At 62.4% G+C, this 13,312-nt stretch carries 13 protein-coding genes; 1 reads left to right on the top strand and 12 read right to left on the bottom strand.

Annotated features, from left to right (window positions below):
* Window positions 1–165: 165 nt before the first annotated feature.
* The 11 genes from tpx to ACZRN6_RS24920 all read right to left on the bottom strand — a co-directional run bounded on the left by tpx (window position 166) and on the right by ACZRN6_RS24920 (window position 11,415).
* Complete coding sequence (tpx, locus tag ACZRN6_RS24970) at window positions 166–666, bottom strand: thiol peroxidase (RefSeq protein ID WP_322144900.1); 501 nt, start codon at window positions 664–666, stop codon at window positions 166–168.
* Between the two features lie 108 nt (window positions 667–774).
* A complete protein-coding gene (metC, locus tag ACZRN6_RS24965) occupies window positions 775–3,489 on the bottom strand; it encodes a cystathionine beta-lyase (protein WP_464009104.1) in 2,715 nt (904 codons plus the stop codon).
* A gap of 26 nt (window positions 3,490–3,515) precedes the next feature.
* Complete coding sequence (locus ACZRN6_RS24960) at window positions 3,516–4,163, bottom strand: glutathione S-transferase family protein (RefSeq protein WP_464009103.1); 648 nt, start codon at window positions 4,161–4,163, stop codon at window positions 3,516–3,518.
* Between the two features lie 147 nt (window positions 4,164–4,310).
* Complete coding sequence (locus ACZRN6_RS24955) at window positions 4,311–4,907, bottom strand: cysteine dioxygenase family protein (RefSeq protein ID WP_464009102.1); 597 nt, start codon at window positions 4,905–4,907, stop codon at window positions 4,311–4,313.
* Window positions 4,908–4,923: 16 nt separating this feature from the next.
* A complete protein-coding gene (locus ACZRN6_RS24950) occupies window positions 4,924–5,748 on the bottom strand; it encodes an amino acid ABC transporter ATP-binding protein (RefSeq protein ID WP_464009101.1) in 825 nt (274 codons plus the stop codon).
* Entirely contained in the window at window positions 5,735–6,427 is a 693-nt protein-coding gene (locus tag ACZRN6_RS24945) for an amino acid ABC transporter permease (RefSeq protein WP_322144895.1), read from the bottom strand. The genes ACZRN6_RS24950 and ACZRN6_RS24945 overlap by 14 nt, the downstream gene beginning before the upstream one ends.
* Window positions 6,417–7,151 carry an amino acid ABC transporter permease gene (locus ACZRN6_RS24940; protein ID WP_322144894.1) on the bottom strand — a complete coding sequence of 245 codons (735 nt, stop codon included), beginning with the start codon at window positions 7,149–7,151 and terminating at the stop codon, window positions 6,417–6,419. Before ACZRN6_RS24940 ends, ACZRN6_RS24945 begins: the two co-directional genes overlap by 11 nt.
* Window positions 7,148–8,359: an aminotransferase class I/II-fold pyridoxal phosphate-dependent enzyme gene (locus tag ACZRN6_RS24935; RefSeq protein WP_464009100.1), complete on the bottom strand. Its 1,212-nt coding sequence runs from the start codon at window positions 8,357–8,359 to the stop codon at window positions 7,148–7,150. Before ACZRN6_RS24935 ends, ACZRN6_RS24940 begins: the two co-directional genes overlap by 4 nt.
* Entirely contained in the window at window positions 8,356–9,777 is a 1,422-nt protein-coding gene (locus ACZRN6_RS24930) for an FAD-binding oxidoreductase (RefSeq protein WP_464009099.1), read from the bottom strand. The genes ACZRN6_RS24935 and ACZRN6_RS24930 overlap by 4 nt, the downstream gene beginning before the upstream one ends.
* The gene (locus ACZRN6_RS24925) at window positions 9,770–10,576 is read right to left on the bottom strand and encodes a transporter substrate-binding domain-containing protein (protein WP_464009098.1); all 807 of its coding nucleotides are present in this window, start codon (window positions 10,574–10,576) and stop codon (window positions 9,770–9,772) included. The genes ACZRN6_RS24930 and ACZRN6_RS24925 overlap by 8 nt, the downstream gene beginning before the upstream one ends.
* A gap of 2 nt (window positions 10,577–10,578) precedes the next feature.
* Window positions 10,579–11,415 carry a transporter substrate-binding domain-containing protein gene (locus ACZRN6_RS24920; protein ID WP_464009097.1) on the bottom strand — a complete coding sequence of 279 codons (837 nt, stop codon included), beginning with the start codon at window positions 11,413–11,415 and terminating at the stop codon, window positions 10,579–10,581.
* Window positions 11,416–11,655: 240 nt separating this feature from the next.
* Between ACZRN6_RS24920 and ACZRN6_RS24915 the strand changes: the two genes are divergently transcribed.
* Window positions 11,656–12,516: a LysR substrate-binding domain-containing protein gene (locus tag ACZRN6_RS24915; protein ID WP_003207477.1), complete on the top strand. Its 861-nt coding sequence runs from the start codon at window positions 11,656–11,658 to the stop codon at window positions 12,514–12,516.
* A 3-nt stretch (window positions 12,517–12,519) separates the two neighbouring features.
* Here ACZRN6_RS24915 and dnaQ read toward each other — a convergent pair whose 3' ends face one another.
* Window positions 12,520–13,260, bottom strand: a complete 741-nt coding sequence (dnaQ, locus tag ACZRN6_RS24910) for a DNA polymerase III subunit epsilon (RefSeq protein WP_322148678.1) — start codon at window positions 13,258–13,260, stop codon at window positions 12,520–12,522.
* Window positions 13,261–13,312: the final 52 nt, after the last annotated feature.

Here is a 13,312-nt window from a genome sequence, read left to right as displayed (position 1 = left end):
CTTTACCGGCTATTTACCTTGGATTACAACTTTTAACTTCTTTGCTTAGTCCATTGGCTATCTGGCTAAACATCTGAAGCACAAATAAAAACGGCCTGGACTAGGCCAGGCCGCAATCATGCATCACACGTGTTACTGCAAAACGACAGTCACGCGTAGTTACAGTTACTTCAAGACAGCCAGGGCTGCCTCGTAGTTTGGCTCTTGGCCGATTTCGCTGACCAGTTCGCTGTGCAGCACGTTGTCGTTTTCATCCAGCACTACGACGGCGCGGGCGGTCAGGCCTTTGAGCGGGCCGCTGGCAATCGCTACACCGTAGTCGACCGCGAATGCTGCCTCACGGAAGTCCGACAGGTTCTTCACGTTTTCCAGGCCTTCGGCGCCGCAGAAGCGCGCCTGGGCGAATGGCAGGTCTGTGGAGATGCACAACACCACGGTGTTGGCCACGTCATTGACCTGGGTGTTGAACTTGCGAACCGACGTGGCGCAAGTCGGGGTATCAACGCTTGGGAAGATGTTCAGCACTTTGCGCTTGCCGGCAAAGGTCGCCAGGGTTGCGTCAGACAGATCGCCGGCAGTCAGGGTGAAGTCTGGCGCCTTGGCGCCGACTTGTGGCAACTCGCCTTCGACCTGGACAGGGTTGCCACGGAGGGTAACTTGAGCCATGAACGGAATCCTTCTAGTGGTGGTAGTGAAACGAATTTCAGGTGCCGAAGTTAAACACAAAGTTCGATTGGCACCTATGGTCAGACGCAAATTGTCATGACCGCAGGCCTAACGCCCCGCCGCCACGAACCCGCGCTGCAAGTCCTCGACCAACGCAGCCACATCCTCCAATCCCACATGCAGGCGCACCACAGGGTTCAACCCACGGTCGGCGGCACTCTCGCGATCCTGCGTCTCTGCCAGGGTCACCAGGCTTTCATAACCGCCCCAGGATGCGCCCAGGCCAAACAACTGCAAGCCGTCGATAAACCGCTCGACGTAACCGGCATCCGCACTGTTCAGCTCAAATGACAGCAAACCGTTACTGCCGCTGAAGTCACGCTTCCACAGCGCATGGCCAGGATGGTCTGCCAGCGCCGGATGGAACACCCGCTTGACCTGCGGCTGCGCCTGCAACCATTGGGCGATCGACAGCGCCTGGCGCTCATGCACGTCCAGCCGCGAAGCCAGGGTGCGCGCGCCACGCAGGATCAGGTAGGCGTCATCGGCACTGACGGCATTGCCAAACGTGTCGCTCATCCTTGCCAGCGCCGGCCATGCCGCTTCAGTGGTGCAGACGCTGCCCATCATCACATCGCTGTGGCCACCGAGGTATTTGGTCAGGGCCATTATCGAGATATCGGCACCCAACGCCAGCGGTCGGTACAGGTACGCCGAGCCCCAGGTGTTGTCCACCGCCAGCAAGATGCCACGTGGCTTGCACAGTGCGGCAATCGCCGGGAGGTCGCACAGTTCATATAGCAGCGAACCCGGTACTTCGGCATAGACCATTTTGGTGTTGGTTTGCAGATGCGCTTCCAGGCCACTGCCGTCCGGGCTGAAGTAACTCACTTCGATGCCGAATGGCTGGAGGAATTCGCGCGCCAGCTTGCGCACCGGCGAATACACCGCATCGGTGATCAGCACATGGTCGCCGGGCCGCAGGTAGGCCAGGAAGGTCTGCGCCGCTGCGGCCAGGCCCGTGCCATACAACCGGGTGCGATAGCCGCCTTCCAGTTCGGTGACCAGGTCTTCCAGGGCAAACCCCGTGGGATTGCCGCGTGCGCCGTAACTCAAGACGCGCTCGCTGTCGCGCCGGGAACGGGCGTCGCGCATCTGCGCCAGGTTGTCGAACAGCACGGTGCTCAGGCGGGTAACGGGTACGTTGACCGCCCGGCCGCCGCTGCCGCCTTCAGTACGCGCGGCATGAATCAGCCGGGTGCGCACGCGTGATGCCGGCAGCAAGGGTTTGAGGCTGGCGATTTCCGCTGCGCTCATCTGCGCCAACAGGCCGATTTCCCAGGCCAGGTACTGGCGGGCGGCGTCCTTGTTGCCGCTGTGGCGGTCATGCGTGAAGAACAGGAAGTCGATGCACAGGTTATCCGGTGGCGTTTGTGCATCCTCGATCACCGGCAAACCGGCTGCGACCCAGGCTGCATACCCGCCGTCGAGCAAGCGCACGCCTTCACCCAAATCCTGCGCGGCAAAAGCGGCCAGTGCCGGGTCATCGGCCAGCAGCACCAAAGGGCGCGCATTGGCGGTCAACAGCGAACGAATCGACCAACGCGAACCGGCAATCCGGCCCTTGCGATGGACCATGCTCGAACGCAGGTCCACCAAGTCCACGGCGTCGTCTTTCAGTGCATCGGCCAACGCCTGCACCGAGATCTCTGGCAACGCCTTGAACGGCACACCCTGCTTGACCGGCAACGCCAGACCACTGTGGATGCCACCCTCCAGCACATACGCCTCATGCCCCAATTGCCGCAGCCAACTGGCGACAATCGGCGCACGCACGCCGTCGCTGTCCACCAGCACCACCCGCGCCTGACGCACGCCGATGTACAGGTCGGTCGACTGAACCAACTGCCCGCCCGGCGTGTGTTGCGCCCCCGGCAAACTGCCGGCGGCAAACTCTTCAGCGGTACGCACATCACACAGGAACAGGCTGCGGGCCGCATCAGCCGCCCATTGCCGAACCTGATCCGCCTTGACAGCGACCACCCCTGCCCGCGCCGCCAGTTGCCGGGCAGCCTCGCGCTGTTGGCCCAGGCCTGTCGAGACCTGATCGGCATAACGCCGGGTACTGCCATGCTCCAGTTTGAAATCGGCCAGGTACCAACCCTGAGTACCGTTTTCCAGCGCATAAACCGGGTTTTTCACGCCGAGGTTGATCAGCGTTTGGGCACCAATAATGCTGCGGGTACGACCGGCGCAGTTGACCACGATGGGCGTCGTCTCATCCGGCACCAGGTCGTGCACGCGGTAGCCCAACTCACCGTTGGGGCAGCAGATGGAACCGGGTATGGTCATCTTGCGGTATTCATCGAACGGCCTGCCGTCCAGCACCACCAATGGCTCGCCCGTGGCCTGCCAGTCCGCCAATTGCTGCGCGGTGACATGCGGCGTATGGCTGGCCTCTTCCACCAACTCGCCAAAGGCTTTTGACGGCACATGCACCCCGGCAAACAGTTGCAGGCCGGCTGCCTGCCAACCGTGCGCGCCACCTTCCAGCACATGCACATGGCGGAAGCCCAACGCCTGCAAGCGCAACGCCGTGCGCGCCGCCACATCACCGCCGTCCTGGTCGTAAATCACCAGGCGCACCTGAGGATTCGGTGCCAGGCGCTGCACCTCAAGCTCCAGGCGGCTATAGGGCAGGTTTACCCCGTGGAACAAGTGGGCCTCGCCGTACTGGCCGTGCTCGCGTACGTCGAACAGGGCGATTTCCTGGCCGTCGAACAGCCATTGTTGCAATTGCCCGGGTGTGATGGTCTGGCTCATGAAAGTCCCGCAAAAAAAGAGATGGGTTACTGCAAGGCCAACGAACGCTCGCCGGCGGCCACTTCACGGCCCTTGGCGTAGGCCCGCTGGACCGCCGGGCGCGCCTTGATACGCTGGCGCCAGGCCTGGATGTTCGGGTAGCCCGCCAGGTCCTGGCCCTGACGCAGGGGCTGGATCCACGGGAAGATCGCCATGTCGGCCACCGAATATTCGCCCGCCACATACGGCACTTCGGCCAGGCGCTGCTCCAGCACCCGATACAGGCGCGTGGCTTCGGCGTTCAGCAGGTCCAGGGCGAAGGGAATCGGTTCCGGGGCCTTTTCCTTGAACAGTTGCAACTGGCTAAGGTACGGGGTGATGTGCCCCACCTGCCAAAACAGCCATTCCTGAACCTTCTGGCGCTCGGCGCTGCCGGCGGGCGGCAGGAAGCGCCCGGCCTGGTCGGCCAGGTAATTCAGGATCGCCCCGGATTCGAACAGGCTCAGGGGCACTTCAAGGCTGTGGTCAACAATCGCCGGAATCCGGCCGTTGGCGCTGATGCGCTGGAAGCTTTCCTGCTTCTGCGCGCCTTCGCGGATGTTCACGGGAATCAGGCGGTACTGCGCCTCCAGCTCTTCAAGCAGGATGCCGACTTTCAGGCCGTTGCCGGTGGGCCAGTAATACAGATCAATCATAAAAACCCCTGGATGAACGCGGACCAATGTGGGAGCTGGCTTGCCTGCGACGCAGGCGATGCGGTGAATCAGGTAAACCGCGTCGATGCAATCGCAGGCAAGCCAGCTCCCACATAGAGCGATTTTCACCACACGTGAGTAGCGTATTCAGGCGTAGGCCTTGATCGACGGGGCCATCTGCGAGGCGTTGTAGTTGAGGATCCGCCCGTCTGCTTCAACGCCGTAACGGCCATTGAGGGATTCCAGCGGCAAGCCGTACAGGTGGAAGTGCAAGGTCGCCTGCTCACCCTCAACGCGAATCCCGTGCAGGTCTTCACCGAGGAATGAAATGGAGGTGCCCGGCTGTACGATGACTTCCTTCTCAAGCGTCAGAGTGGTGAAACCGGCATCACGCCCTTCATCTTTGCGGCCATACACATAGTTGATTTCCTGGCCTTCTACGGCACTGATGATCGCCCAGGTTTCATGGTTGTGGGGGATGGTGCTTTTGCCCGGCAGCAACGAGTTCAGGTACAGGGTCGGCGTGTCGCCATCGTCGTTCAGGCGATAGCGGAAGGCGGTGCTGCCCTGCCCCGGCACCGGCGCGGGGAATTCGGTGAAGTTGAACAGGTCCCGGCGCTGGGCCAGGGTTTCCAGCAGGCCGACGATTTCCACCAGGGCCGCGCGGTCTACGCCGCGCTGGTTGATGACGCGGATCTGCTGCAGAAACTCTTCGATAACGGCGGCACGGTTTGCGGTACTCATGACGAGGTTCCTCTTGTTAGACAGACAGGGTGTAACGGCTAAGGTTGGTCAGCAGGTACGGATCGCTGGCGATCGGCGGGCGACGGCCGGGATCACCCAAGGCATGGCGTAGGAATTCCTGGGTGCGCTCACTGGTAGGGCGCTGGAAGATCTGCTCGGCACTGCCGTGTTCGACAATCACGCCGTTTTCGGTGAAGTAGACGATGTCGCTGATCTCTTCGGCGAAGCGCATTTCGTGGGTCACCAGCACGCAGGTCATGCCCTCTTCGGTCAGTTCGCGAATCACCGTCAGTACTTCACCGACGGTTTCCGGGTCCAGGGCCGAGGTCACTTCATCGAACAGAATCAGTTCCGGGCGCATCGCCAACGCCCGGGCAATCGCCACGCGCTGCTGTTGGCCGCCGGACAGTTGGCCGGGATAGGCATCGGCCTTGTGCTCCATGCGCACCTTGGCCAACAGCGCCCGCGCGTCTTTCTCGGCGTCGGCGCGGCTGCGGCCGAGCACCTTGCGCGGGGCGATCACCAGGTTTTCCAGCACCGACAAATGCGGGAACAGGTTGTATTGCTGGAACACAAAGCCGACGCGCTTGCGCAACTCGATGCGCTGGGCTTCCTGGGTCAGCGTATCGACCCGGGTTTGGCCCACGCGGATGGTCCCGCGCTGGGGCTGCAACAGCCCGGTGATGCAACGCAGGATGGTCGACTTGCCCGAGCCGGACGGGCCGATGATCGACACCGCCTGGCCGCGATGCACGTCGAGGTCGATGCCCTTGAGCACCCGGTTTTCACCGAACGACAGCTGCAAGTCCCGCAGGCTGACCAGGGGTTCAATAGAAGGCATAACGGCGCTCCAGGCGTTGGGTCAAACGGGAAATCGGGTAGCAATAGGCAAAGAACAGCACCAGCAGGCTCAGGTAGATCACCACCGTAAAGCCGGTCATGTTCACGGTGTTGCTGGCGATCTGCGCGGTGTCGATCACGTCATGCACGCCCACCAGCGAGGCCAGCGCGGTGCCCATGGTGACCACCGCGTAGAGGTTCATCCACGGCGGCAACATGCGCTTGAAGCACTGCGGCAGGATGATCGAGCGGAAGATCTGGCCTCGGGTGAACGCCAGTGACCGCGCGGCTTCCCACTGGGTGCTGGGGATCGAGGCGATGGCGCCGCGAAAGATCTCGGCCACGTTGGCGCTGGCCGGCAACGCCAGGCCAATGGTCACCTTGACCCAGTCCGGGAACGACACGTAGCTGCTGCCGATATGGATCTCGAACGGGAACACGTAGGTGGTGAAATAGATCAGCACCAGCCACGGCGCGTTGCGAAAAACCTGCACCCAGATGCGTGCCGGCAAGCGCAGCAGGCGCAGTGGCGACAGGGCCAACGCGCCCACCATCAGCCCCAGCAGCGAGCCAAGGGCAATCGCCACCAGGCTGATGAGGATGTTCTGGCCGAAACCGCTGACCAGCGCCGGCGACCATTGCAGCAACGCTGACAGCACCGGGAATGAATCAATGGCCATAGCCGGGCATCCTCAGGCGCGCTTCCAGCCAGCGCCCCACACAATTGACGGTAAAACTCAGCAAACCGAAAAAGCTCAGGATCAAAATCATCAGCTCCAGCACGTTGTCGCTCTGGGTCCAGATCATGATGGACGCGTAGGTGATATCGCCCACGGCAATGGCCGAGGCCACGGCAGTCATTTTCACCAGGTCGATCAGGTTGTTGATCAGCGACGGCAAGGCAAAGCGCAGGGCCAAGGGCAGTTGCACATTCCACAACAATTGCCGGCTGCTAAAGGCCAGGGAACTGGCGGCTTCAAGCGTCACCGCAGGTACCGCCTCGATGCCGGCGCGCAGGGCTTCGGCATGGAACGCGCCTTTGTGCAGCGAGATCACGATCACTACCCAGGCAAACGGTGTCAGCGGGTTGGCGGCGCCGACTGCTTGGGTCAGCAGCATGTTCAGTACCAGGAACGCGCAGTACAGCTGCACCAGCGTCGGGGTGTTGCGGGTGACTTCGATAAACACCCGCGCCGGTTTGGCCAGCCATGGGTTGCCCGAAGTCAGCAGCGCCGCCAGGCTGATCCCCGCCAACAAACTGCCGACGATGGTGAACAGGCACAACAGCACGGTGGTCAGCGCGCCCTGCTCCAGGGTGCCGCGCTGATAGGCATCCAGCAGGAAGCTGTAGTTCAGGCCGATACCCGCGGCCCAGTGCACAAAAATCTCCAGCCAATGACTCATTCGGCGCCCCGCAGTTTGCCGCAGGCGACGGCGATACGGCGCCCGGCCTCGGCCACGCTGTCGGTCGCCGTGGCGATGGACAGGCGAAACCACGGCGACAGGCCGTAGGCACTGCCGGCTACTCCGGCCACGCCCTCCTCCAGCAAATAAGCCACCACGTCACCATCATCCTTCAACTGCTGTCCGTCCGGGCGATAACGGCCGAGCAAACCGGCGCAGCGCACAAACACGAAAAAGCCGCCCTGGGGTTCGAGCACTTCCAGGCCGTCGACGGTGCCGAGGGCCATCATCAACAGGTCGCGGCGCAGTTGGTAGGCCGCCACCTGCTCGGCCAAAAAGCCCAGCCCGCCAGTGAACGCGGCCAGCGCGGCAGCTTGCCCGACGGAAGACGCACCGGAGGTCGATTGCGATTGCACCACGGCCATGGCGCTGGTCAGGGTTTGCGGCCCGGCGCCGAAACCGATGCGCCAGCCGGTCATGGCGTAGGTCTTGGACACGCCACCCACCAACAGGCAACGGTCCTGCAGATCCGGCGCAACGTTCAGCAGGCTCTGGGCCGGGCGACCGTCGAAGCGAATGTGTTCGTAGAGTTCATCCAGCAGCACCAGCACCTGGGGATGCCGACGCAGCACCTCGGCCAGCGCCTGCAGTTCAGCCTCGCTATAGACCGCGCCACTCGGGTTGCCCGGGCCATTAAGGATCAGCCAGCGCGTGCGCTCATTGATGTGCTGCTCCAGTTGAACCGGCAGCAGCTTGCAGCCCTGCTCCAGCCCGCACTCGATAAACACCGGCTCACCACCATTGAACCGCACGCTGTCGGGGAACGACGGCCAGTACGGCGTCGGCACCAGCACTTGATCACCCTCATCCAGGGTGGCAGCGAAGGCATTGAAGATGATTTGTTTTGCGCCGTTGGCGATCACGATGTTGGGCAGCGAATAGTCCAAGTGGTTTTCTTCGGCCAACTTGCGTTGCACCGCAACGCGCAAGGCTTTTACGCCAGGTGTCGGCGTGTATTTGGTGGCGCCCGCGGCGATGGCGGCGTAGGCGGCTTGCTTGATGTGGTCGGGCGTGTCGAAATCCGGCTCGCCGGTGGTCAGGTCGAGAATGTCGCGGCCGGCGTCACGCAGTTCGGTGGCGCGGGATTTGGCGGCGGCGTTGGCCGACAGCGACACACGCTGCACCCGCTGGGACAGGCGAACGGTCATGGCTGCACCTCGAGGACTTTGCCGGGATTGAGCAGGTTTTTCGGGTCGAGGGCACGCTTGATGCGGCGCATCAGGTCCAGTTCCACCGGGCTTTTGTAGCGGCCCAGCAGGCTGACCTTGCGCTGGCCAATCCCGTGCTCGGCGCTGATCGAGCCGCCGTGGGCGTGGGCGCTGTCGTGTACCAGCAGGCTCAGTTCGGCGTAGTTGCGCATGTGTTCATCCACCGTTACCCCGTGCGGGTGGGCGACGTTGTAATGCAGGTTGCCGTCCCCCAGGTGCCCGAACGTGAAGTTGCGCACCCCGGGGAAATGCGCCTGCAACAGCGCATCGGTATGGGCCACAAAGGCGACAACTTGTGAGATGGGCACCGAGATATCGTGCTTCATATTGCGCCCGGCGCGTTTCTGCGCCTCGCTCATGTTTTCGCGCAGCAGCCACAGGGCTTCGCTTTGCGCCAGGCTTTCAGCGATCAGTGCGTCAGCCAGCAATGACTGTTCGAAGGCTTCACCGAGAACGGTTTCAAACGCTTCGCGGGCGTGGGTTTCGCCGTGGTTATCCGACAGTTCAAGCAAGGCAAACCAGGGCTGGCGCGCCTTCAGGAACGGTTGCGGGCCTTCGGGAAACTGCTCGCGCAATAAGGCCAGGCAATCGGCACTGAGCAATTCGAAAGCGGTGAGGTTCGCGCCAAAACCGGCGCGGGCGTGGGACAGGAACGCCACTGCCTGGGCCAGCTCGTCAAAGGCCAGCAACGCGGTGGCCTGGGCCTTGGGCAGCGGGAACAACTTGAGGGTGGCGGCGGTGATAATGCCGAGGGTGCCTTCACTGCCGACGTACAAATCCCGCAGGTCGTAGCCGGTATTGTCCTTGCGCAAACCGCGCAGGCCGTTCCAGATTTCGCCTTCGGCGGTCACCACTTCCAGGCCCAGGGTCAGCTCGCGGGTGTTGCCATAACGCAGTACGGCAGTACCGCCGGCATTGGTGCCCAGGTTGCCGCCAATCGTGCAGCTGCCCTCGGCGCCGAGGCTCAACGCAAACAGGCGGCCGGCTTCACGGGCCACGTCCTGGATATTTTGCAGGATGCAGCCGGCCTCGACAGTCAAGGTGTCGTTGTCGGTATCGATCACACGCACCCGGTTCATACGGTCGAGCAACAGCAATACCGCACGCCCGCTGGCATCCGGCGTGGCGCCTGCCATCAGGCCAGTGTTGCCGCCCTGCACGACAATGGGTGCCTCCAGCGCCACGCACGCACGTACCACGGCGGCGACTTCTTCGGTATTGGCCGGGTGCACCACGGCGATCACCCGGCCGGTGTAGCGGCCCTGTTTGTCGGTGAGGTACTGGGCGGCCTCTTCACTGCGCTGCACATGGGCGGCGCCGAGCAGTTGTTGCAGGGTGGCAAATAGCGGTTCACTCATGGCTGTATTGCTCGTGCAAATCACGCAGGGCTTGGGATGGCGGCATGCCGGTACGTTCGCCCAAGGCAATCAACCAGCCGCTGCGATGCCAGTCGCGCACAATGGCGTCGAGCTTGGCCTGGGTGTCGTGCTCGCCCTTGCGGATCCAGATCACGGATTTGGACGGGATCAAATCCCCCGGCAACGGAATTTCGTAGCCGGACCATTCGGCATCGCCGAGCAGTGCGTGCATGGTCGGGCTGACGTGCACCGCCGCCACGCAGCCATTGCCGCGCAACGACAGCAAGGATTCGGACTGGCTGCGGAACGCCTTGATCTGCGCGCCGTAGGTTTCCTGCAACGGCTTGATGAAGTTGCTGCCCTGGGACACGCACACCGGCTTGTCCTTGAGGTCGGCCCACTGGGTGATGCCAGCGCCTTTGCGGATCAACGCCGCGCCGCCGACTTCTTCATAGGGCGTGGGCACGTAGTCGAGTATCTCGGCGCGCTCGTCGGTGTACTGCATGTTGGCGATCAGCACGTCGACCTTGCCTTGTTGCAGGAACTGCACACGGTTGGGCGCCAGCACCGAGACGGTTTTGGTTTCCACCCCCAGCGCCTGGCCGAGGCCTTTCGCCAGTTCGACGTTGTAGCCCAGGTGTTCGCCGGTCTTGGGGTCGAGGGTGCCAAATGGCGGGCCGCTGAGAATCACGCCGACGCTGATGGCGTGGCGTTGCTGGATCTTGTCGAGGGTGGCGTCGGCATGGGCCAGGCTTGCACACAAGGCCAGGCCGAGAAGGCTCAGGGTGTTTAATTTCATGCTCAGGCGCCCTTGAACTGTTGCTGCAACTCCACCAGCGCAGGTGACGCCGGGGTGATGTGATTGCGGGTCTGGGCGTCGATCAGCCAACCGCTGCGGTGCAGTTCCTTGACGATCGGGTCGAGTTTGGCCTGGGTGTCGCTTTCGCCGCGGCGGGTCCAGATCACCGACGGCGCCGGGTTCAGCTCGGGGCTTATGGTGCGGTAGTCCTTCCATTCGACGCTGTCGTTGATCAGCGGGTTGACCAGGGTGGAGTCATGCACCGCGGCGACGCAGTTGTTGCCGCGCAGGGCCAGCAGGGATTCGGAGGAGCTCTTGAACGCTTTGATCTGCGCGCCCAACTCGGTCAGCGGCTTGACGTAGCTGCTGCCCTGGGAGGTGCAAACCGGCTGGTCCTTGAGGTCTGCCCAGCGGGTGATCTTGCTGTCCTTGAGCACCGCTGCGGTGCCGCCGATCTTGTAGAACGGCGTTGGCACGAAGCCCAGGATCTCGCCACGCTCGGCGGTCCACTCCATATTGGCGATCAACAGGTCAACCTTGCCCTGTTGCAGGAACTGCACGCGATTGGCCGGTAATACCGGAACCACTTGCACCTCAGCGCCCAGTTGACGGCCCAGTTCGTTGGCCAGGTCGACGTTCAAGCCCTTGGGCTTTTGAGTCGTGGGATCGATGCCGCCAAACGGCCCGCCGGAGAGCAGCACGCCGACCACCAGCACATGGCGCTGCTGGATCTTGTCCAGGGTCGCATCGGCCTGAGCCACCGCGCTGCCGCCCAAGGCGATCAACGCGCCCAGAACCACAGGCAACCTTCGTTTTACCGCCGCGCGCACAAAACCCATGGAACTCCCCCTGATTAGTGATCGGCGTACCCCGACCTGATGTGGGGGCATGCTAGGGAGAGTGCCGGGCTAACGGAAATTCAAATATCTCATATCGTTATAACTTCCCGTATACGGGCGACCTCGCCTTTGGCCATATACTCGCAATCATTAGCCTGCGCAAAAAATCGGCGCAACAACACATAAACATCTGTAATGTTTATCTTCGCACCCTTGATATAAAAATGCCCTGGAATGGCCATGTCGACCCTCGATCTTGAACTGCTCCGCACCTTTATCGCCGTGGTCGACCACCACAGCTTTGCCGAAGCCGGCACCCACCTGGCGCGCACACAATCTTCCGTCACCCAGCATATGCAGCGCCTGGAACAACAAGTGGGCGTCAGCCTGTTTGAAAAACGTGGCCGGCAAAAGCAGCTGACGGAGCCCGGGATGCAGTTGTTGCGGCATGCCCGGCAGATGCTGTCATTGAATGACGACGCGCTTAACTCCCTGCGCGAAAGCAGCCTCAGCGGCGTACTGCGTATCGGCTCGCCCCACGACATCGCCGACACCATATTGCCGCCGATCCTCAGCCACATCGCCCGCTCGGCGCCGCGCCTGCGCCTGGAAATCGACGTGGGCCGCAGCCCGTTCCTGATGGATGACTTGCACCGGGGCAAGGTCGACATGGTGATTTCCACTCGCGCCGATGCCAACCTGGAGGGCTTTGCGTTGCGCACTTCGCCGGTGTGGTGGATTTGTTCGGCGCAATATATTCACTCACCAAGTGAGCCGCTGCCGTTGATTCTGGTGGATGAGCCGAGCATCTATCGGCGCTATGCCCTGGAGGCGCTGGAGCGGGCAAACATTCCGTGGCGCCAGGCGTATCTGGCGTCGAACCTGATCGGGATCAAGGCGGCCACCCGCGCAGGGCTGGGCGTGACCCCACGAAGCATGGAAATGCTCGGGCCAGACATGCGGGTATTGGGGGAGAACGACGGGCTGCCGAGGATGCCGGAGGTGACGTATTACCTGTGGATCCGCCCGAACACGGCGAACCCGATTGCGCGCAAGGCGTATGACTTGATCAGGGCCAGCCAGGGGCTGGCACTGGGGTGACGGTTATGGCTGGGTCAATTGGGTCCACAGCGCCGGTGCGCCGGCGGACTTTGCGATAGCCTCAAGGCGCGCCGCATGTTCGGCCATGTCTTGCTCGCTGGCCCGAATGATTGCAGTCGGCTGGCGATCCGCTGGCAAGCGGCGGATTTCCGATGGGCGATTGCCCGAGCCCTCTGCCGAACCGTTGCCGTCCGAGGCGTTACCGGCCAACGACAGGCTGGTCTGGCCGCCGGTCATGGTCAGGTAAACGTCGGCCAGAATCTCGGAGTCGAGCAAGGCGCCGTGGAGTTCACGGCCGGAGTTGTCGACGCCATAGCGCTTGCACAAGGCATCGAGGCTGTTGCGCTGGCCCGGATGACGCTCACGGGCCATCATCAAGGTGTCGAGGATCGAGCAGTGCTGGGTGATATCAGCCCGGTCGGTTGCGCCCATCAGCGCGAATTCGTTGTTGATGAAGCCAACGTCGAACGCCGCGTTATGGATGATCAGCTGTGCGCCGGTGATGAACTCGAAAAACTCATCGGCCACTTCGGCAAACCGCGGCTTGCCCACCAGGAATTCGTTGGTGATGCCGTGTACGCCGATGGCGCCTTCGTCACTTTCCCGGTCCGGCTGCAGGTAAACGTGGAAGTGCCGACCTGTGAGGCGGCGGCCCATCAGTTCGACACAGCCGATTTCAATGATCCGGTGGCCGTCGGTCACCGGCATGCCGGTGGTTTCGGTATCGAGTACAACAGATCGGATGGCCATCAGGGTTCAGCTCTCAACGGTTTGGTACATTTGAAGGGGCGGGATC

This window comes from Pseudomonas sp. A125 (assembly GCF_055409485.1).
Note: the sequence above shows the minus strand (reverse complement) of the source record. Positions and strands in the feature narration are given on the sequence as shown.

Bases quoted from the DNA above. Each gene is read 5' to 3' on its own strand.
- ACZRN6_RS24940 (WP_322144894.1), bottom strand. From the start codon at position 7,151: ATGAGTCATTGGCTGGAGATTTTTGTGCACTGGGCCGCGGGTATCGGC.
- ACZRN6_RS24945 (WP_322144895.1), bottom strand. From the start codon at position 6,427: ATGGCCATTGATTCATTCCCGGTGCTGTCAGCGTTGCTGCAATGGTCG.
- ACZRN6_RS24960 (WP_464009103.1), bottom strand. From the start codon at position 4,163: ATGATTGATCTGTATTACTGGCCCACCGGCAACGGCCTGAAAGTCGGC.
- ACZRN6_RS24950 (WP_464009101.1), bottom strand. From the start codon at position 5,748: ATGCCTTCTATTGAACCCCTGGTCAGCCTGCGGGACTTGCAGCTGTCG.
- ACZRN6_RS24925 (WP_464009098.1), bottom strand. From the start codon at position 10,576: ATGAAATTAAACACCCTGAGCCTTCTCGGCCTGGCCTTGTGTGCAAGC.
- ACZRN6_RS24920 (WP_464009097.1), bottom strand. From the start codon at position 11,415: ATGGGTTTTGTGCGCGCGGCGGTAAAACGAAGGTTGCCTGTGGTTCTG.
- metC (WP_464009104.1), bottom strand. From the start codon at position 3,489: ATGAGCCAGACCATCACACCCGGGCAATTGCAACAATGGCTGTTCGAC.
- tpx (WP_322144900.1), bottom strand. From the start codon at position 666: ATGGCTCAAGTTACCCTCCGTGGCAACCCTGTCCAGGTCGAAGGCGAG.
- ACZRN6_RS24935 (WP_464009100.1), bottom strand. From the start codon at position 8,359: ATGACCGTTCGCCTGTCCCAGCGGGTGCAGCGTGTGTCGCTGTCGGCC.
- ACZRN6_RS24915 (WP_003207477.1), top strand. From the start codon at position 11,656: ATGTCGACCCTCGATCTTGAACTGCTCCGCACCTTTATCGCCGTGGTC.
- ACZRN6_RS24955 (WP_464009102.1), bottom strand. From the start codon at position 4,907: ATGAGTACCGCAAACCGTGCCGCCGTTATCGAAGAGTTTCTGCAGCAG.
- ACZRN6_RS24930 (WP_464009099.1), bottom strand. From the start codon at position 9,777: ATGAGTGAACCGCTATTTGCCACCCTGCAACAACTGCTCGGCGCCGCC.